Source organism: Segatella bryantii, from assembly GCF_022024215.1.
GTDB classification, from domain to species: domain Bacteria; phylum Bacteroidota; class Bacteroidia; order Bacteroidales; family Bacteroidaceae; genus Prevotella; species Prevotella bryantii.
This window is the reverse complement of sequence record NZ_CP091798.1, coordinates 1,455,144-1,474,361: the sequence shown is the minus strand read 5'-3', so window position 1 is coordinate 1,474,361 and position 19,218 is coordinate 1,455,144. Positions and strand designations below refer to the sequence as shown.

Below are 19,218 nucleotides of genomic sequence, written 5' to 3'. Positions count from 1 at the left end.
ATTATTACCTTTGCACTAATAAAATGAAATACAAACGTTTAATGTTATATATAGGTTATAAATCGAATTAAGGTTTTAAGGTAAAATTGATTAGCGAATCATTTTAAAAATTTAACGTCCAAATTTCCCTCTGAGAAGAGTGAAATTTGGATTTCTTATATAAAGAGGTCTTGTCGTTATTCAAACGACAAGACCTCTTTATGGTCTGAACTTTCGATAAAGTTTCCATCCTAAGATAGCTCCATCTAATAGAGAAGCTCCTGTACTTAATAAACTTCCTAACTTTTTTGAAGGTTTGGCTTGCTTGTCGAAAAGAGGAGCTTTATGGAAAAGTTTGCCCCAAAGTTTTTCAATTTTTTGGTTATCTTTCAGAATTTCATTCCGAAGTAGTTCTTTTTTTAGCTTGATATCGTTGAGATCATTATAATCCATCATGTTACAATTCATTGTTATTGTTCTCAAGTAGAATTCCAGCCAAGAAGTGGACCAGAGGCTTTTCTATCCAACGTTGACGAAAAAGGACAACGAGTAATAGAAAGAAGAGATAAATTGCACCTATAATAGCAAAAGCTCCAGCCATTCCGGTATGTGGAGCAATAGCGAATGCTGCTGCGAAACTGATATATATAAGGGAAATCAGAAGTAAAAGAATGATAGATACAGCGATCGCTGTTGCTGTAAGTAATCGTACAATTTTATCTACTACATCGAGCATCACATATTCTTTTTGGAGCCCGATGTAGTGTTTTAGTACCTCTACCAGTTGTCCGATAGTTTCTATATTCTGATCGTTACTAAACATAGATAAGATTAAGAGTGATTATTCTGCAGTTGCAGAATCTTTGATATCGTCTACTAAGTCTGCGACCTCTTTACTGCTTAATTTAATATCATGTTTTTTGAGGAAGTCATCAACTGTGTCTGTAATTTTTTTGCGGGTGTCTTCTCCCTTTTCTGGGGCACATAATAAGCCTAAAGCTGCGCCTGCAATTGCACCACCTAAAAAAGCACCAATGTAACCTAATGTTTTCATAATCTCTAATTTTAAGTTAATATTTACTTGATAGAATTTATCTGAAAGCAAATATACTAAAAAAACTCTAGTGATAATAGGTTTTAGTATCATTTTTTGTTAAATTACGTGCTTTAATTTGATTTAACAAAGTTTTTGCCGTGTGTCAGCAAAGAATATGAATAAAAAATTGTACCTTCGCAAAAATTAATAATCAGAGAATATTTAACTAACAAAAAATTAGCAAAATGAAGAAATATTTGGTATTGTGCGCAGGTCTTTGTGCTTTTATGGCTTTTACAAGTTGTAAATCAAGCGAAAGTGCTTATAAAAAAGCTTATGAAAAAGCTAAGGCTCAAGAAGCCGCTCAGACCAATGAGCCAATCGCAACTGCAGCTCCTGTTGTAACTCCTCTTGAAAACAAGCAGGTTAGTGAAACAACAGTTATGGATAATGCTGATAATGCAACTGTACGTTCTGAAGATGTTACAGTAGTAAGCGGTCCTGGTCTCAAGAATTTTAGCGTGGTTGTAGGTTCTTATTCATTAAAAGCAAATGCAGAAGGTATGCAGCGTACTTTGAAAAATGCAGGATATGATGCACAGATAGCTTATAATAGTGCTCGTAATATGTATCGTGTTGTTGCCACTACTTTTGCAGATAAAGCTGCTGCTGTTTCAAGCCGCAATCAGCTTCGTAGTAAGTATGCAGATGCATGGTTGCTCTTTAAGAAATAATTTATTACTCTCTGATTCGATCTCGGTTTATGGGTAGAATTTTGAGTATTGACTACGGAAAAAAAAGAACTGGACTGGCTGTGACAGACCCGATGCAGATTATCGCAAATGGTCTTACTACAGTCAGTACAGTAGATTTATGGGATTTCCTGCAGAATTATTGTAAAAAGGAGGGAGTAGAGCGTATCATTATGGGTAAGCCTACTCAACCTAACGGTTTGCCAAGTGAAAACATGGGGCGCGTTGAAAATTTTTATAATCGATGGCGTAAAGCACATCCGGAGATCCCTATTGAATATTATGATGAGCGTTTTACTTCAGTAATTGCTCATCGTGCCATGATAGATGGTGGCGTTAAGAAAAAGGTAAGAAGAGAAAATAAAGGTTTGGTCGATGAAGTGTCGGCAACTATTATTTTGGAAGACTGGATGTCTTCACATCGTTATTAAAACGTTTTCAAGGTATACACTTTTATAATAAAATCTATACAGATTTAAAATATGATTTTACCAATTTATGTTTATGGTCAGCCTGTTTTACGCAAGGTGGCTTCGGATATTACTCCAGATTATCCAGAACTTAAACAACTTATCCAGGATATGTTTCAAACATTGGATAATAGTAATGGAGTGGGTTTGGCAGCCCCTCAGATAGGTAAGGCTATTCGTCTTGTTGTAATTGATCTGGATATTCTTAAAGATGAATTTCCTGAATATGAAGGCTTCCGTAAGGTTTTCATTAATGCGCATATCTTGGAATACGATGATACTCAAGAATCTCGTATGGAGGAAGGGTGTCTTTCTATTCCTGGCTTGTCCGAGAATGTAGTGCGTCCTACTCGTATTCATGTTAAATATATGGATGAAAATTTTGTAGAGCATGATGAATGGGTGGAAGGCTATAAAGCTCGTGTTATGCAGCATGAATTCGATCATTTGGAAGGTATTATGTATGTAGATAAAGTGAATGCTCTTCGTAAGAATATGATAGGAGGTAAACTTAAAAATATTATGAAGGGAAAATTCCGCTGTTCTTATCGTACTAAGGTACCAAGATAAGATAATCCTTCACCTCTTCAAAGGGTCTGAGAAGCTTATAATCAGTATAAAAAAATCTGAATATGCGAAAATTTTTGTCTTTGATTGCTGCTGCCTTTATGACCCTGGCAGTTCATGCACAATATAATATTGATAGAATACAAGTGGCAGGTCGCATAGCCCTCGATTATAAGGACTATGTACTTGCCATTCAACATTTTAATATTTGTGTTAGCTATAAGCCTTATCTTTATGAACCTTGGTATTACCGTGGAGTAGCTAAGTTTTATCTTGATGACTTTTCTGGTGCAGAAATGGATGAAACTGAAGCAATAAAATTAAATCCGTATATTTCGGATATATGGAATCTTAGAGCGTTGAGTCGTATTAAGCAGGATAAATTTCAAGAGGCTATATCAGATTATGATCAGGCCTTGAAAAGAGATCCAAATAATCGTGGATATATTTTTAATAAAGCGTATTGTGCAGTTAAGTTAAAGGATTATTCTTCGGCTCATCGCCAGCTGGATTCAATAGTGGCAAGGTGGCCTCAAATGGCTGATGCGTATAGTCTTCAGACTGAAGTATATCTTACGGAAAATGATACGGCTACAGCTGCAAAATGGTTAGATAAAACGTTAGAAATAGATCCGTATAATGGTGATGCTTGGGCTATACGTGGAAGATTGCATCTTTCCAGAAAGAGTTATAAAGTGGCTTTTGAAGCATTTAGTAATGCTATTCATTATGAACCAAAGGTCGTAAATAACTATGTTTATAGAGCCATGGCTAGTGTGAATCTGAATAAGTTACGTCAGGCTATGGAGGATTATGATAAGGCTGTAGAAATGGACCCTAATAATTTTATAGCTCATTATAATCGTGGATTATTGAGATTAACGTTAGGTGATGATAATCGTGCGATTAAGGATTTTGATTTTGTGTTGAGGCTTGAGCCTAATAATATTCAAGCTCTTTATAATCGTGCTTTATTAAATGATAAAACAGGAAATCTTAAAGCTGCTATTCGTGATTATAGCCGTGTTATCCAAAAATTTCCTAATTTCTGGAATGGTTTGTTGGCTAGAGCAAATTGCTATAGAAGACTTGGTATGAGGAATCAAGCAGAACTTGATGAATTTAGAGTCTTCAAAGCGCAGATGAATAAGCATTTAGGTGTACAACAACGATGGAGCAGGGCGAAACTGAACCAGGTTCGTCGTATGAGTGATATAGATGTCGATAAGTATGATCAGTTAGTAATAGCTGATGATGATATCGTAACAAAGACAACAGAATATAAGAATTCTTATCGTGGTGAAGTGCAGAATAGAGAAGTTGCTGCAGAATTTTTGCCAATGTTCCAACTTTCTTATTTAAAATATAAGAACGGAATAAAATCATTCGAGTTGGTGGATGGAGATTTGGAACTTTATAATAATCATCAAAAGCCGTTGAAACGTATTTATTTAGTGTGTACACCTCAAGCAATGGATGCCGAACAGACTTCTTCATTTATGAAGACTGTAATGCAGTTGAATGAGAAAATTTCAAATACGAGGGATGCCAAAATCGCAAGCAGCTTCTTGTTGCAAAGAGCAGTGGCTCAAGCTACTATACATAATTATGAAGAGGCAATAAGCGATTTGGATGATTATATACGAATGGATAGTACAAATGTCTTGGCATTTATGCAACGAGCCAGTTCGTTAGCAGAATTGGATGCTTATAATAGAAGTCAGGGCAGGAATAGCAGTATGTATACTACTCGTATAAATGATGACCTTCGACAGGCTATTCATCTGCGAAAGAATAACGCTTATTTGCTTTATAATATGGGGTGTGCTTATGCAGCAATAAAAGATTTTAATAAAGCAATTTTGTATTTCAGTCAGGCTATTGGTGTTAATCCAAATTTGGCTGAGGCTTATTATAATAGAGGTTTAGCCAAGTTGAGATGTAATGATATTGGATCGGCTGTCAAAGATTTAAGTCGGGCAGGCGAACTTGGCCTTTATGATGCTTATAGTTTGATAAAGTCGGCTTCAAAAGAAAAAAAGGTGAGTACGAACAAGGCAAAATAGGATAGATATTGTCTATTACGTTAGCTGGTATGATATAATAGGGGATGAATCTTTGTATTCATCTCCTTTTTTATTGGTTTTCTGAGGAATACTTGTATTTTAATAGAATCTAAAGTGCTATATATTCAAATAAAAAATGAAGAATTTTGATTATATTTAAAATTCTTCATTTTTTATTTGGATATTGTGTATATTCTTTCTACTTTTGTGCTTGATTAAAAGAAATACTAATTTGTTATGGTAAAAATCACTTTTCCAGATGGTTCTGTTCGTGAATACGAAGAGGGCGTAACTGGGTTACAAATCGCCGAGAGCATTTCACCGGCTCTCGCTCGCAACGTTGTATCTTGCGGTGTAAATGGTGAGGTTGTTGAACTGAATCGTCCAATCACTAAGGACGCTGCAGTAGAACTTTATAAGTTCGAAGATGAGCAGGGAAAGCATACCTTCTGGCATACTTCTGCGCACTTGTTGGCTGAGGCTCTTCAAGAGCTCTATCCGGGTATCCAGTTTGGTTTTGGACCAGCTATAGAAAATGGATTTTTTTATGATGTTATGCCTCCAAAGGGTGTAACTATCTCTGAAAATGATTTTCCAAAGATTGAAGCTAAAATGAAGGAACTTGCCAAGAAGGATGAGGCAGTTGTTCGTAAGGAAATAGCAAAGGCTGATGCTTTGAAAGAATTTAAGGCTGACGGTCAAGATTATAAGTGCGAACATATAGATCTCGACTTGGCAGATGGCTCAATTACTACATATACACAAGGTAACTTTACAGATCTTTGTAAGGGACCACACTTAGTATCTACAGGCGATATCAAAGCTGTTAAGATTACAAGTGTAGCCGGTGCATTCTGGCGTGGAGATGCTAAACGTGAGCAGATGACTCGTATTTATGGTATCTCTTTTCCAAAGAAGAAAATGCTGGATGAATATCTAGTGATGCTTGAGGAAGCTAAGAAACGCGATCATCGTAAGATCGGTAAGGAAATGGAACTCTTTATGTTCTCTGAGCGAGTAGGTAAAGGTCTTCCTATTTGGTTGCCAAAGGGTACTCAGTTACGCCTCCGTCTTCAGGAGTTGCTTCGTCGAGTATTGAAGCCTTATAATTATCAGGAAGTAATTACTCCAGGTATTGGTAGTAAAAATTTGTATATTACTTCTGGTCACTGGGCTCACTATGGAAAGGATGCATTTCAGCCAATACATACTCCAGAAGAGGATGAGGAGTATATGTTAAAGCCAATGAACTGTCCTCATCATTGTGAAATTTATGCTCGTAAACCTCGTTCTTACAAAGATCTTCCTCTTCGTATTGCAGAATTCGGAACGGTATTCCGTTATGAAAAGAGTGGCGAGCTTCATGGCTTGACTCGTGTTCGTACATTTACTCAGGATGATGCTCATATCTTTGTTCGTCCAGATCAGGTAAAAGCTGAGTTTGAAAATAATATTGATATTATCCAGAAGGTATTCTCTATTTTTGGCTTTAATGATTATGAAGCGCAGATTTCATTGCGTGATCCTAAAGATACTGAAAAGTATATAGGCTCTGATGAAATTTGGGAAGAAAGTCAAAATGCTATTCGTGAGGCTTGTAAGGAAAAGGGTCTTAAAGCTGTTGAAGAAGAAGGTGAAGCTGCTTTCTATGGTCCTAAGCTTGACTTTATGGTTAAAGATGCTATAGGTAGAAGATGGCAGTTGGGTACTATTCAGGTAGATTATAATTTGCCAGAGCGTTTCAAATTGGAATATACTGACGTAGATAATACCAAGAAGACTCCAGTTATGATTCACCGTGCTCCATTCGGTAGTCTAGAGCGCTTTACTGCTGTTCTTATCGAACATACAGCAGGTCGTTTCCCATTGTGGTTGATACCTGACCAGGTAGCTATCCTTCCTATTTCAGAGAAATATAATGATTATGCTAAAAAAGTAAAGGCATATTTGGATAAGCACGATGTACGTGGTTATATTGACGATAGAAATGAGAAGGTAGGTCGTAAGATTCGCGATAATGAGTTAAAACGTGTTCCTTATATGGTAATTGTCGGTGAAAAGGAAGCAGAAGGTGGTCTCGTTTCTATGCGTAAGCAAGGTGGTGGCGATCAAGCTTCTATGACTATGGAAGAATTTGCTAAGCGCATTAATGAAGAGGTAGCTGAGCAGCTCAAAGTAGTTGACAATGAATCAAATGATTAAAAGGTAAGGTATTATTTATGAATATTTCAAATAATACAGAAATATAATGTAAAAAGGTCAGGAATTATTTTGTTAGTTCCTGACTTTTTTGTAAATTTGCACCCGATTATTAAAAAACGACTTTATAAAAGTTAATGCAGAAGAACGACAAAAATAATTTGAAGAACCAGTATCGCGTGAATGAACAGATTCATATCCGTGAGGTTCGTGTAGTTAGTGACGAGGGCTCAGAGGTGATGCCTACCCGTAAAGCTTTGGATCTTGCACGTCAGCAGGGTGTTGACTTGGTCGAGATTTCTCCAAACGCCCAGCCACCAGTTTGCCGTCTTATAGACTATTCTAAGTTCCTTTACCAGCAGAAGAAACGTCAGAAAGAGATGAAACAGAAGCAGGTTAAGGTTGAGGTTAAGGAAATTCGTTTTGGACCTCAGACAGACGAGCATGATTATCAGTTCAAGTTGAAACATGCTCAAGAATTCTTGGAAGAAGGAAATAAAGTACGTGCATATGTATTCTTCCGTGGACGTTCTATTTTGTTTAAAGAACAAGGTGAAGTCCTTTTATTACGCTTCGCTAATGATTTGGAAGAGTTTGGTAAAGTTGAGCAGATGCCTAAGTTGGAAGGAAAGAAGATGTTCCTTTATATGGCCCCTAAAAAGGTAGGACAGGCAAAAAAGAGCCAACAGCGTGTGGATCGTGAAAAGCGTGAAGCTGAGGCTAAGGCTGCTGCAAAGGCTGGAAAGATCGAAAGCGTAGAATAAATGGTCGGGGTAATACTTGATGTAGTACTACTTTGAAAAGGTCTGCAGAAATTTCATAAGACTTAAAAAAAAGTGCGTAACGCCCTGGTATATGCGTTGCCACTTGTTATTAATAAATAATTTAAAATAAACAAAAATGCCAAAAGTAAAGACTAATTCCGGCGCAAAGAAGAGATTCCGTTTCACCGGTACCGGTAAAATTAAGCGTCATCACGCTTATCACAGTCACATTCTGACTAAGAAGACAAAGAAACAGAAGAGAAATCTGGTTCACCAGACTCTCGTAGATCATGCAAACGTAAAGCAGGTACGCGATCTGCTCTGCCTTCGCTAATTAAAACTTTTTAGTCAAAACAATTAAAGGAAAAAATTATGCCAAGATCAGTAAATCACGTCGCTTCACGTGCTAAAAGAAAGAATATTTTAAAGCTTACAAAAGGCTACTATGGAGCAAGAAAGAACGTTTGGACTGTAGCTAAAAATACCTGGGAGAAAGGTTTGACATACGCTTATCGCGATCGTCGCAATAAGAAGCGTAATTTCCGTGCCCTTTGGATTCAGCGTATTAACGCAGCAGCTCGTCTTGAGAATATGAGCTATAGCCAGTTGATGGGTGCTCTTCATAAAGCAGGTATCGAGATTAACCGTAAGGTTCTTGCTGACCTCGCTATGAATAATCCAGAAGCTTTCAAGGCAATCGTAGAAAAGGTAAAGTAATTATTTACACCTAAATATAAACGCACTTCTCACAAGGAAGTGCGTTTTTTTGTATATGCTAAGTATTTTTTCACTATAATTTTGTATCTTTGCAACTAAAAAATTAGCTTTTAATGATATCAGTAGAAGGGTTAACAGTAGAGTTTGCTGCCAAACCATTGTTTGAAAATGTAAATTATGTCATTAATCCTCATGATCGTATAGCGCTCGTGGGAAAAAATGGAGCAGGAAAAAGTACAATGCTCAAGCTCTTATGTGGATTGCAAAAACCTTCATCAGGAACTGTATCCATACCAAATGAGTGCAAGATAGGTTATCTTCCTCAGGTCATGAAACTTCAAGATGATACTAGTGTTCGCGAAGAAACCCGAAAGGCTTTTTCTGAAAGTGTAATGTTGAAGGCCAAATTAGATAAAATGCAGCGGGAATTGGCAGAGCGAACAGACTATGAAAGTGAAGGTTACACAAAATTAGTTGATAATTTTACGCAAGAGCATGAACGCTATATTATGCTTGGAGGCGAAAATTATGAGGCTGAAATGGAGCGTACATTATCTGGACTTGGCTTTAGCAGAGCAGACTTGGAACGTCCAACTAAGGAATTTTCAGGTGGTTGGCGTATGCGAATAGAGCTAGCAAAAATTCTTCTTAAAAAACCAGATGTGTTACTTTTGGATGAGCCAACGAATCATCTTGATATCGAAAGTATTCAGTGGTTGGAGCAATTCTTAGCAACAAGTTCAAGTGCTGTCGTATTAGTTAGTCATGACCGTGCTTTTATTAATAATGTAACTAATCGTACTATCGAGATAACTTGTAGGCATATAGAAGATTATCGAGTTAAGTATGATGAGTATTTGGTTCTTCGTAAAGAGCGTCGTGAGCAGCAATTGCGTGCTTATCAAAATCAGCAAAAAGAAATAGCTGATATAGAAGCCTTTATCAATCGTTTTCGTTATCAGGCATCAAAAGCAGTTCAGGTGCAACAGCGTATCAGACAATTGGAAAAGATAGTTCCTATAGAGGTTGATGAAGTTGATAATTCTGTTATGCATCTTAAATTTCCTCCATGTCTTCGCTCTGGTGATTATCCTGTGATTTGTCAAGATGTTCGTAAAGACTATGATAAGAATGTTTTTGCAGATGTCAATCTAACTATCAAAAGAGGTGAAAAAGTTGCTTTTGTAGGAAAGAATGGTGAAGGTAAATCTACTCTTGTCAAGTGTATTATGGGGCAAATTCCATTTGAAGGAACCCTTAAAATAGGGCATAATGTTCAAATTGGCTATTTCGCTCAGAATCAGGCCCAAATGCTAGATGAATCCTTGACTATTTATGAAACTATAGATCAGGTTGCAACTGGTGATATTCGTTTGATGATAAACGATTTGCTAGGTGCATTTATGTTTGGCGGAGAAATATCAGAGAAAAAGGTTGGCGTTCTAAGTGGTGGTGAACGTAGTAGACTAGCTATGATTAAACTATTATTAGAGCCTGTTAATTTATTGATTCTCGATGAGCCGACCAATCACTTGGATATACCTAGTAAGGAAGTTCTAAAAGAAGCGATTAAGTCTTTTGATGGTACTGCGATTATTGTTAGTCATGACCGTGAATTCTTGGATGGGCTTGTTAGTAAAGTCTACGAGTTTGGTAATGGTAGAGTGAAAGAACACTTGGGCGGTATCTATGACTGGTTGAGTAGTTTACAAGTGACATCAGCTGTGAATGCTTTTAAATCGGATGTTCCAACTGTAGAAGATCGATTAGCTATGAGCAGCAGTAATACTATAAAACAGTCTGCGTCTTCAGAGAAAATAACTAATCCTGCAAAAGAAGCTTCGAGGTTGAGTTATGCAGAGCATAAAGAACTTCAAAAAAAGATTAGAAAAGCAGAAAAGGCAGTAAAGGAGAGTGAGAATAAAATTGCAGAAATGGAGAAGCGAATCAAAGAGTTGGATGAAATGCTCATGAGTCCGGAGAATGCAACGAATATGAGTATTATTAATGAGTATGCAGAAATTAAAGAACGATTGGATGCAGAAAATGATAATTGGTTTATTCTCAGTGAGAAACTCGCCGAATTGCAATAATATAGTAACTTAATAAATTATAAAAAATGAACATGAAACAGATCCTTCCGATAATGTTGATGTGTGCTTTGCCTATGGCTTCTCAGGCACAACATAAATCGGGTCTTGTTGAAAAGAATTTCAACAAAAGTGTACGTCCTCAGGATGATTTCTATGAGTTTGCTACTGGTGGTTGGCAGAAAAATAATCCGTTGCCTGCAGCCTTTAGTAGATTTGGTAGTTTTGATCAATTACAAGAAGATAACAATAAACGTATTAATAGTATCCTTAGTGAACTTCTAAAAAAGAAATACAAAAAGGGTTCTATAGAGCAGAAACTTGGTGATTATTATAAGCTTGCTTTGGACGTAGACCGTCGAAATCGTGAGGGTATTGCCCCAGTGAAGCCTATTTTAACGGAGTTGGTTGCTGCAAAGACAAAAGAGGATTTGAGAAAAATTCAGCTCAAATATTATGTGGATGGTTTAGGAGATCAATATGAAGGATTCTTTGATGCTGATCAGAAAAATGTTACGGAAAATATCCTTAATCTGTATCAGGGTGGACTTACTTTAGGTCAGAAGGACTATTACTTGAATAATGACTCTGCTACGGTTGCTATTCGTGAAGCTTATAAGGATTATATCGTCAAGATGTTTAAGCTTTATGGTTTTAGTGAGGCTGAGTCTCAAATCTACGCTGGTAATATTTTCCGCCAGGAAACTTTAGTAGCTTTGATCTCTAAGAGTATGACAGAACTTCGTGATCCACAAGCTAACTACAATAAGATGACTTTAGCTGAGTTTAAAGCGAATTATCCAAATATTCCTTTAGAAGCAGAACTTAATGCTCAAGGTATTAAAAGTGAGTATTTCCAACAATTAATTGTAGGTCAGCCTTCATTCTTTACAGGTTTAGATAAGCTAATTTCTTTGCAGAGTGCAGATGAAGTTCGTTCATTAATGTTATGGGATGTTATTTGTCATTCAACAGGTTTACTTACCGATAAAATTAGAGAAGCTTCTTTTGACTTCTTCGGTAAGACGATGAGTGGTCGTAAGGAAGATTATCCTCTGTGGAAGAGAGCTACATCTCAGGTTGAAGGAAAGTTGGGTGAGGTTTTAGGTCGTCTTTATGCTGAACGATACTTCCCTGAATCTTCAAAGAAAAAGATGGAAGAATTAGTTAAAAACTTGCAAATCAGTCTAGGTCAACGTATTGATGCACAAACATGGATGAGTGATTCAACAAAGGCTAATGCACACAAGAAGCTTGATAAATTCTATGTAAAGATTGGCTATCCAAATAAATGGACAGATTTCAGCAGTTTATCTATCGATCCAGAAAAAAGTTTTTATGAAAATGAAGCAGCTTGCCGTAAATTCATGTTGGAAGATATGATTAGACGTAAGGTTGGTAAGCCTGTAGACCGTGATGAATGGGGTATGACTCCACAGACGGTTAATGCTTATTATAACCCTACTACCAATGAAATTTGTTTCCCAGCTGGTATTTTACAGTATCCTTTTTTTGATGTAAAAGCAGATGAAGCGTTTAACTATGGTGCAATTGGTGTTGTAATTGGCCATGAGATGACACACGGATTTGATGATCAGGGCCGTCAGTATGATGCCGATGGAAATCTAAAAGACTGGTGGACAGCTTCTGATGGTAAGAACTTTGAGAAAAGAGCTAAGCTCTATGCAGATTTCTTTGATAATATAGAAGTATTGCCAGGTCTTCATGCAAATGGCAAGTTTACACTTGGAGAGAATTTAGCTGATCATGGTGGTCTTCAAGTTGCCTATAATGCATTTAAAAATGCAACAGCAAAGAAAAAACTTGGTGAAAAAAATGGTCTTACTCCAGAACAAAGATTCTTTGTTGCTTATGCTGGTGTATGGGGGCAAAATATAACAGACCAGGAAATACGCAACCGTGTAAAAAGAGATCCTCATTCATTGGGTAAATGGCGTGTAGATGGAGCTCTTCCACATGTTAAAGCTTGGTACGAAGCCTTTGGTGTTAAGAAAGGTGATAAGATGTTTATTCCAGAAAATGAGCGTCTTGAATTGTGGTAAATTGTATTTAAATTGAATATAAAAGTAAGGATGTCAATCTTTTGGCATCCTTTTTTTTATTTATCGATAAAAAAGTATATCTTTGCATTTGGATTAGTTTTTTAAGAAAGGAATTTTTAGAATGCCATTAAATTTACCAGATAAATTACCTGCAATAGAGATTCTGAAGAAAGAGAATATTTTTGTGATGGACGAAACGCGAGCACAAAATCAGCAAATTCGTCCATTAAGAATAGTTATTCTTAACTTAATGCCGTTGAAAATAACTACAGAAACGGATTTAATAAGACTTCTTTCTAATACGCCTCTTCAGTTAGAGATCTTTTTTATGAAGTTGAAAAGTCATACTTCTAAAAATACACCTGTAAAGCATATGAAGATGTTTTATAAGGATTCGTCTGAACTTATGAAGCAGAAATTTGATGGCATGATTGTTACTGGAGCTCCTGTAGAAACAATACCTTATGAGAATGTTGATTATTGGAGTGAAATTAACAAAATATTTGATTGGGCTCGTACTCATGTAGAAAGTACACTTTATTTATGTTGGGGTGCTATGGCTGCATTGTTTCATTTCTATGGAATTCCCAAATATAGTTTAAAGTCGAAAAAATTTGGAGTTTTCAAAACTTATCCGTGTGATCCTCAAGCTCAGATATTCCGTGGATTTGATGATTATTTCTATATGCCTCATAGTCGTCATACAGAAGTGCGTCGAGAGGATATTAGTCAAGTGAATGATCTGGAGATTTTAGCAGAATCACCTGATGCTGGAGTCAGCATCGTTTCCTCACGTAATGGTCGTGAATTCTATATTCTTGGCCATATGGAATATGCACCGAATACATTGGATCTGGAATATAAACGTGATAAGGGGAAACGTTCAGATGTGAATTTACCACAAAATTATTATCGTGCTGATAACCCAGAAAATGGTGTAGAGGTGCTATGGCGATCAGCTGCAAATCTTTTTTATAGCAATTGGATAGACTATTATGTTTATCAAGAAACTCCTTATGATATAAACGATATCAAATAAACTTTTAACAACATTATGCTTATGCGAAGCCTAGAGTTATTAGCTCCGGCAAAAAATTTAGAATGTGGTATTGCTGCCATAGACCATGGTGCAGATGCAGTATATATAGGTGCTGAACATTTTGGCGCGCGTCAGGCTGCGGGAAATAGTGTGGATGATATTGCACAATTATGTAGCTATGCTCATCAGTTTGGCGCAAAAATATATGTGACTGTAAATACTATAATCTATGAGCAGGAGCTGAACGATACTCAAAGATTAATAGACCAACTGGCTCAAATTCACGTAGATGGTATACTCATACAGGATATGGGACTGATTGATATCTGTAATCGTGCAGGAGTTGCGATTCATGCAAGTACACAATGTGATACAAGAACTGCAGAAAAAGTAAATTGGCTATATTCTTTGGGATTTAAGCGAGTAGTGTTAGCGAGAGAATTGTCTGCAGAAGAAATTAATAAGATTCACAAAAATAATCCGGATGTTGAACTTGAAGTTTTTGTTCATGGAGCTTTGTGTGTAAGCTATTCTGGAGTATGTTATGCTTCTCAACATTGTTTTAAACGTTCTGCTAATCGAGGTGAATGTGCTCAATTCTGTAGATTGAAATTTGATTTAAAAGATTCTGACGGTAAGGTTATCGAACGTCAGCGCCATCTCTTGTCTCTAAAAGATATGTGTCAGATAGATAATTTGGAGACGTTGGCAGAGGCTGGTGCTTGCTCTTTTAAGATTGAAGGTCGGTTAAAAGATGTTACTTATGTCAAGAATGTAGTTTCTGCTTATAGTCAGAGATTAGATCAAATAGTGAAAAAGCACCCAGATCGATATTGTAGAGCTTCGGAAGGAACTATTGAATATCGTTTTGAGCCAAACCTAAAGAAAACGTTTAATAGGGGGTTTACAGATTATTTTATTAATGGTAGAAAACCAAATATTGCCAGTTTTGATACGCCTAAGGCCTTAGGGGAATATGTAGGTAGAGTGAAGGAGTTAAGACATACTAGCTTTAATGTTGCAGGAACAGCTACTTTCGCAAATGGAGATGGGTTATGTTTTATAAATGATGAACATGAACTGGAAGGCTTTCGTGTGAATAGAGCTGTTGGTAATAGATTGTATCCTTTACGTATGCCAAATCATCTACGTCCGGGGCTTGCGCTCTATCGGAATAATGATATGGCATTTGAAAAACAACTTGCAGGGAATACTGCTGTAAGGAAGTTGGCTGTTAATATGTATTTTTCATTGACGGATGAAGGCTTTTCATTAACTGTTATTTCTGGTCGTAAGAAGGGACAGGCATCTGTTGTATTTGCCCATCAACTGGCAAAAAAGCCACAGCGTGATAATATTATTAAACAGTTATCAAAATTAGGTAATACGCCGTACATTTGTGATGAAATCAAAATCGAAGAGGATGCGGATCGATATTTTTTACCCTCAAGTATTCTTAGTGATTTGAGACGAGAAGCGATTGATAATCTTTTGGTTGAACGAGCGGTTAAAGATACGGTCACAGATAATCTACAAGAAAACAAAAAGTTTTGTAATCTAGTTTGGCAGCCTGAGTATAAGGATTATCCTTATCTTTATAATATTAGTAATCATGTTGCCAAGTTATTTTATGAAAATCAGGGTATGTCGCAGATTGGTAATGCTTTTGAATTGGATGCTTATCAGAACAATCCTTTGATTATGCAATGTCGCCATTGTATCAGATATTCTTTAGGCTATTGTGTAAAACGAGGTGGTGAAGTTCCATCTTGGCATGAGCCTTTACGGCTGGAATTATCTGATGGACGCAGATTCAGATTAGAATTTAAATGTTCGGAATGTCAAATGAATGTATATGCAGAGAACTAGAATCTATATTTTACTATTGTTTTTCATAGCAGCTTTTTCTTTGAGTAGTTGCTATAAGAGTCGCCATCATCATCATTTAAAGGAAAAGCCTTTTGTTGAATTGAGCGAAAAACAACAGGACTCTATAGATTTTAGAACAATTCATCATTATACGAACAATTATAACTTTGTGGTCAAAGCTGACAGTATGGAGTTGATGAGACAGTTGCCAGAAGAAAAACTTAGCAACATGTTAACAGATTCTTTTACAGTCAAGAAATATGATCATCTAGTAGTTTCCGATATTCGTATTGTACCAACTGACAGTGTAGATTCTGTTTGGATTCAATTAGGAACCGAAACATCAATGTTCGGATGGATACATGAAAGCAGTATGTTACATAAAGTCGTGCCTGATGATCCTATCTCTCAGTTTATATCTCTGTTTTCTGATATCCATTTGCTGATATTTTTAATAGTTATCGTATTAATAGGGGTGGTTTACTTATTTAGAAGAATTGTCAATAGTGATGCAAAAATCATACATTTTAATGATATTGATAGTTATTATCCTACAGCATTAGTATTGATAGTGGCATCTTCTGCAGCTTTCTATGCTAGTATCCAGATGTTTACCCCAGATACCTGGCAAGAATTTTATTTTCATCCAACTCTGAATCCTTTTGCAGTTCCAGGTATACTGTCTATCTTTTTAAGTTCAGTTTGGCTTATGTTGATTGTAGGGATTGCGTGTATTGATGAGGTTTCAAGAAAGCTACCTATTGGAGATGGTATGCTATATCTATTTGGTCTTCTTGCAGTATGTGCAGTGGATTATATAGTATTTAGTGTTAGTACTCTATATTTTGTTGGCTATATTCTTCTAATATGGTATTTTTATTATTCAATATCCATAAAAATATAAAACAGACTAGATTCAAAAAGTAAGTATTTCATAACTATCTTTCTTTTATAGCGTAGTTACAATGTTTATACCTTATAATACCTATGCTTTGGGCTATCAAAAGCTATAAAATCAAATGTATAGATAATACGAATAACTGCTGTGTGTGAATCTGTACGTACCGTGGTATGAGAGATTGGAAAAATCGAGTAGGAAGAAAATAACTTCATTTTCTTCCTACTCGATTTTTTATAGATGTAAGTAATGTATATTCTGTTGAGTAATTTGTGCTAAATATTCAAGAAATAACATTTTTCATTTCATTTTGCTAAATAATTTAGTCTTTATTCTTTCAAATTGAAAATATATTTGTATATTTGCAACCAATTAATAAATAAACTAATAGGTGAACAACGATTATGATTTTGGATATTGATATGTTGAGAAGCTTTTATGCTTCCTATTCGGAAACGGTAAAGGCTGCCAAGAATGTGATGAAGAGACCAATGACCTATGCAGAAAAGGTTCTTTATGCTCATATTTATGATTTTGAAGATTTGAAGCCTTTTAAGCGTGGTGAATCTTATGTCAATTTTCGTCCTAATCGTGTGGCTATGCAAGATGCAACTGCTCAAATGGCTTTGCTTCAGTTTATGAATGCTGGTAAAGACAAAGTTGCCGTTCCTGCAAGTGTTCACTGCGACCACTTAATTCGTGCTGATGTAGGTGCAGACAAAGATCTCCCTTTAGCATGTCAAACAAACAAAGAGGTATACGATTTTCTAAAGTCAGTATCTCAAAAGTATCATATCGGTTTTTGGGCTCCTGGTGCAGGTATCATTCATCAGGTAATATTGGAAAATTATGCTTTCCCTGGTGGTATGATGGTTGGTACAGATTCTCATACACCTAATGCAGGTGGTTTAGGTATGGTTGCTGTTGGTGTTGGTGGTGCTGATGCTGTAGATGTGCTTACTGGACAGCCTTGGGAACTTAAAATGCCTCGTTTAATAGGTGTACATCTTACAGGTCATCTTTCTGGATGGGCAAGTCCAAAAGATGTAATTTTAAAAATTTTGGGTATTCTTACAGTTAAGGGTGGTACTAATGCTATTCTTGAATATTATGGTGATGGATTGAAGGATCTTTCTACTACAGGTAAGGCTAGTATTTGTAATATGGGAGCAGAGCTTGGAGCAACCTGCTCTTTGTTTCCTTTTGACGAGAATGCTGATGAATATTTACGTAAAACAGGACGTGAAGAAATTGCTATACTTGCTCAGCAGAATGCAGCAGAGTTACGTGCAGATGATGAAGTTTATGAACATCCAGAGTTATTCTATGATCAAATTGTAGAAATCGATTTGAGTAAAATTGAACCTCATCTCAATGGTCCTTTTACTCCAGATGCAGCTACACCAATTAGTCATATGAAGGCCAAGGGACCTGCTAATGATTATCCAATGACAGTGGAAGTAGGTCTTATCGGTAGCTGTACGAATTCAAGTTACCAAGATTTGGCTCGAGCAGCTTCTATAGCTCGACAAGCTTATGAGAAGAATATTCCTGTAAAAGGTCAATTAATCATTAACCCTGGATCTGAACAGATACGATATACTGCAGAAAGGGATGGAATTCTTGATGATTTCAAACGTATAGGTGCGCTTATTATGACTAATGCATGTGGTCCATGTATTGGTCAGTGGAAGCGTCATACAGATGATAATAATCGTAAGAATGCTATTGTTACATCTTTTAATCGTAACTTTAGACGTCGTGCTGATCAGAATCCTAATACTTATGCTTTTATTGGTGGTCCTGAAATGACAACCGCTTTAGCTATTGCTGGTCGTTTGGACTTTAATCCTGCTACAGATACACTGTTGGATAGAGATGGTAATCCTGTATTGCTGGATGAACCCCAAGGTTTTGCATTCCCGCCTAAAGGATTTGAATGTGCTTCTGATGAAAATGTAAAGGGTGTTGAAGCTTTAGAAAAATATTCTCTCTTTATAGCTCCTTCTGAAGGTCATAAAGATATTGATGTGGTAATTTCTCCTGATAGTAATCGCTTACAGCGGTTAGTTCCATTTGAGCCTTGGGATGGCAATGATTTTGAGAATATGCCAGTGTTAATCAAAACAAAAGGAAAGTGTACTACTGACCATATTTCAATGGCAGGTCCTTGGTTGAAGTTTAGAGGGCATCTTCAGAATATTTCAGATAATTTGCTGATGGGTGCTGTAAATGCTTTCAATGGAGAAAATAATAAGGTTAAAAATCAGTTGAATGGTAATTACGAAGAGGTTTCTTCTTCAGCAAAGGCTTATAAAGCCCAGCATGTATCTTCAATTGTTGTGGCAGAAGATAACTATGGTGAAGGTTCAAGTCGTGAGCATGCAGCAATGGAACCAAGATTCCTTAATGTAAAGGTGGTCTTGGCAAAAAGTTTTGCAAGAATCCATGAAACAAACCTTAAAAAACAAGGTATGTTGGCGTTGACATTTGTTAACAAAAATGATTATGATAAGGTTCAGGAAGATGATAGAGTCTCTGTGACCGGTTTGAATAATATTGCCCCTGGTCGTAATATTCAAATTACATTGAAGCATAAAGATGGAAGTGTAGAACAGTTTGATGCTGCTCATACTTACAATGATACCCAAATAGAATGGTTTAAGGCTGGATCGGCTTTGAATTATGCAAAAATGAAAGGAATTTAAA

The 19,218-nt window shown here is 36.4% G+C and carries 17 protein-coding genes; 14 read left to right on the top strand and 3 right to left on the bottom strand.

Features of this window, described 5'->3' with window-relative positions:
* Positions 1–198 precede the first annotated feature (198 nt).
* The 3 genes from L6471_RS10245 to L6471_RS10235 are packed head-to-tail and all read right to left on the bottom strand — an operon-like array spanning position 199 to position 1,033.
* Entirely contained in the window at positions 199–447 is a 249-nt protein-coding gene (locus L6471_RS10245) for a hypothetical protein (RefSeq protein ID WP_027452892.1), read from the bottom strand.
* The gene (locus tag L6471_RS10240; RefSeq protein ID WP_027452891.1) at positions 437–802 is read right to left on the bottom strand and encodes a hypothetical protein; all 366 of its coding nucleotides are present in this window, start codon (positions 800–802) and stop codon (positions 437–439) included. The genes L6471_RS10245 and L6471_RS10240 overlap by 11 nt, the downstream gene beginning before the upstream one ends.
* A gap of 18 nt (positions 803–820) precedes the next feature.
* Positions 821–1,033, bottom strand: coding sequence for a YtxH domain-containing protein (locus L6471_RS10235; protein WP_006281743.1), 213 nt, complete (start codon positions 1,031–1,033; stop codon positions 821–823).
* Positions 1,034–1,260: 227 nt separating this feature from the next.
* Between L6471_RS10235 and L6471_RS10230 the strand changes: the two genes are divergently transcribed.
* The 14 genes from L6471_RS10230 to L6471_RS10165 all read left to right on the top strand — a co-directional run bounded on the left by L6471_RS10230 (position 1,261) and on the right by L6471_RS10165 (position 19,217).
* Positions 1,261–1,749, top strand: coding sequence for an SPOR domain-containing protein (locus L6471_RS10230; RefSeq protein ID WP_074548783.1), 489 nt, complete (start codon positions 1,261–1,263; stop codon positions 1,747–1,749).
* 29 nt (positions 1,750–1,778) lie between these two features.
* Positions 1,779–2,198 carry a Holliday junction resolvase RuvX gene (ruvX, locus tag L6471_RS10225; RefSeq protein ID WP_027452890.1) on the top strand — a complete coding sequence of 140 codons (420 nt, stop codon included), beginning with the start codon at positions 1,779–1,781 and terminating at the stop codon, positions 2,196–2,198.
* 51 nt (positions 2,199–2,249) lie between these two features.
* A complete protein-coding gene (def, locus tag L6471_RS10220) occupies positions 2,250–2,807 on the top strand; it encodes a peptide deformylase (protein WP_006281740.1) in 558 nt (185 codons plus the stop codon).
* 62 nt (positions 2,808–2,869) lie between these two features.
* On the top strand, positions 2,870–4,870 hold the full coding sequence (locus tag L6471_RS10215) for a tetratricopeptide repeat protein (protein ID WP_074548781.1): 2,001 nt from the start codon (positions 2,870–2,872) through the stop codon (positions 4,868–4,870).
* A 237-nt stretch (positions 4,871–5,107) separates the two neighbouring features.
* Positions 5,108–7,072 carry a threonine--tRNA ligase gene (thrS, locus tag L6471_RS10210; protein WP_006281738.1) on the top strand — a complete coding sequence of 655 codons (1,965 nt, stop codon included), beginning with the start codon at positions 5,108–5,110 and terminating at the stop codon, positions 7,070–7,072.
* A 134-nt stretch (positions 7,073–7,206) separates the two neighbouring features.
* The gene (gene infC / locus L6471_RS10205) at positions 7,207–7,833 is read left to right on the top strand and encodes a translation initiation factor IF-3 (protein ID WP_006281737.1); all 627 of its coding nucleotides are present in this window, start codon (positions 7,207–7,209) and stop codon (positions 7,831–7,833) included.
* A gap of 136 nt (positions 7,834–7,969) precedes the next feature.
* A complete protein-coding gene (gene rpmI, locus L6471_RS10200; protein WP_039869836.1) occupies positions 7,970–8,167 on the top strand; it encodes a 50S ribosomal protein L35 in 198 nt (65 codons plus the stop codon).
* 38 nt (positions 8,168–8,205) lie between these two features.
* Positions 8,206–8,550 (top strand): 50S ribosomal protein L20, encoded by a 345-nt coding sequence (gene rplT, locus L6471_RS10195; protein WP_006281736.1) that lies wholly within the window; start codon positions 8,206–8,208, stop codon positions 8,548–8,550.
* Positions 8,551–8,663: 113 nt separating this feature from the next.
* Complete coding sequence (locus tag L6471_RS10190; protein ID WP_027452887.1) at positions 8,664–10,643, top strand: ABC-F family ATP-binding cassette domain-containing protein; 1,980 nt, start codon at positions 8,664–8,666, stop codon at positions 10,641–10,643.
* A gap of 26 nt (positions 10,644–10,669) precedes the next feature.
* The gene (locus tag L6471_RS10185; RefSeq protein WP_039870934.1) at positions 10,670–12,703 is read left to right on the top strand and encodes a M13 family metallopeptidase; all 2,034 of its coding nucleotides are present in this window, start codon (positions 10,670–10,672) and stop codon (positions 12,701–12,703) included.
* 121 nt (positions 12,704–12,824) lie between these two features.
* Positions 12,825–13,742 (top strand): homoserine O-acetyltransferase MetA, encoded by a 918-nt coding sequence (gene metA, locus L6471_RS10180; protein ID WP_006283126.1) that lies wholly within the window; start codon positions 12,825–12,827, stop codon positions 13,740–13,742.
* 21 nt (positions 13,743–13,763) lie between these two features.
* Entirely contained in the window at positions 13,764–15,611 is a 1,848-nt protein-coding gene (locus tag L6471_RS10175) for a peptidase U32 family protein (RefSeq protein WP_027452885.1), read from the top strand.
* Positions 15,598–16,515 carry a zinc ribbon domain-containing protein gene (locus tag L6471_RS10170; protein WP_231390698.1) on the top strand — a complete coding sequence of 306 codons (918 nt, stop codon included), beginning with the start codon at positions 15,598–15,600 and terminating at the stop codon, positions 16,513–16,515. The genes L6471_RS10175 and L6471_RS10170 overlap by 14 nt, the downstream gene beginning before the upstream one ends.
* Before the next feature lie 398 nt (positions 16,516–16,913).
* Complete coding sequence (locus L6471_RS10165; protein ID WP_094448564.1) at positions 16,914–19,217, top strand: aconitate hydratase; 2,304 nt, start codon at positions 16,914–16,916, stop codon at positions 19,215–19,217.
* The last annotated feature ends 1 nt before the right edge of the window (position 19,218 follow it).

Excerpts from the sequence above, each read along its gene's own strand:
- L6471_RS10245 (WP_027452892.1), bottom strand. The coding sequence starts at position 447 with ATGAATTGTAACATGATGGATTATAATGATCTCAACGATATCAAGCTA.
- L6471_RS10240 (WP_027452891.1), bottom strand. The coding sequence starts at position 802 with ATGTTTAGTAACGATCAGAATATAGAAACTATCGGACAACTGGTAGAG.
- L6471_RS10235 (WP_006281743.1), bottom strand. The coding sequence starts at position 1,033 with ATGAAAACATTAGGTTACATTGGTGCTTTTTTAGGTGGTGCAATTGCA.
- L6471_RS10230 (WP_074548783.1), top strand. The coding sequence starts at position 1,261 with ATGAAGAAATATTTGGTATTGTGCGCAGGTCTTTGTGCTTTTATGGCT.
- ruvX (WP_027452890.1), top strand. The coding sequence starts at position 1,779 with ATGGGTAGAATTTTGAGTATTGACTACGGAAAAAAAAGAACTGGACTG.
- def (WP_006281740.1), top strand. The coding sequence starts at position 2,250 with ATGATTTTACCAATTTATGTTTATGGTCAGCCTGTTTTACGCAAGGTG.
- L6471_RS10215 (WP_074548781.1), top strand. The coding sequence starts at position 2,870 with ATGCGAAAATTTTTGTCTTTGATTGCTGCTGCCTTTATGACCCTGGCA.
- thrS (WP_006281738.1), top strand. The coding sequence starts at position 5,108 with ATGGTAAAAATCACTTTTCCAGATGGTTCTGTTCGTGAATACGAAGAG.
- infC (WP_006281737.1), top strand. The coding sequence starts at position 7,207 with ATGCAGAAGAACGACAAAAATAATTTGAAGAACCAGTATCGCGTGAAT.
- rpmI (WP_039869836.1), top strand. The coding sequence starts at position 7,970 with ATGCCAAAAGTAAAGACTAATTCCGGCGCAAAGAAGAGATTCCGTTTC.
- rplT (WP_006281736.1), top strand. The coding sequence starts at position 8,206 with ATGCCAAGATCAGTAAATCACGTCGCTTCACGTGCTAAAAGAAAGAAT.
- L6471_RS10190 (WP_027452887.1), top strand. The coding sequence starts at position 8,664 with ATGATATCAGTAGAAGGGTTAACAGTAGAGTTTGCTGCCAAACCATTG.
- L6471_RS10185 (WP_039870934.1), top strand. The coding sequence starts at position 10,670 with ATGAACATGAAACAGATCCTTCCGATAATGTTGATGTGTGCTTTGCCT.
- metA (WP_006283126.1), top strand. The coding sequence starts at position 12,825 with ATGCCATTAAATTTACCAGATAAATTACCTGCAATAGAGATTCTGAAG.
- L6471_RS10175 (WP_027452885.1), top strand. The coding sequence starts at position 13,764 with ATGCGAAGCCTAGAGTTATTAGCTCCGGCAAAAAATTTAGAATGTGGT.
- L6471_RS10170 (WP_231390698.1), top strand. The coding sequence starts at position 15,598 with ATGCAGAGAACTAGAATCTATATTTTACTATTGTTTTTCATAGCAGCT.
- L6471_RS10165 (WP_094448564.1), top strand. The coding sequence starts at position 16,914 with ATGATTTTGGATATTGATATGTTGAGAAGCTTTTATGCTTCCTATTCG.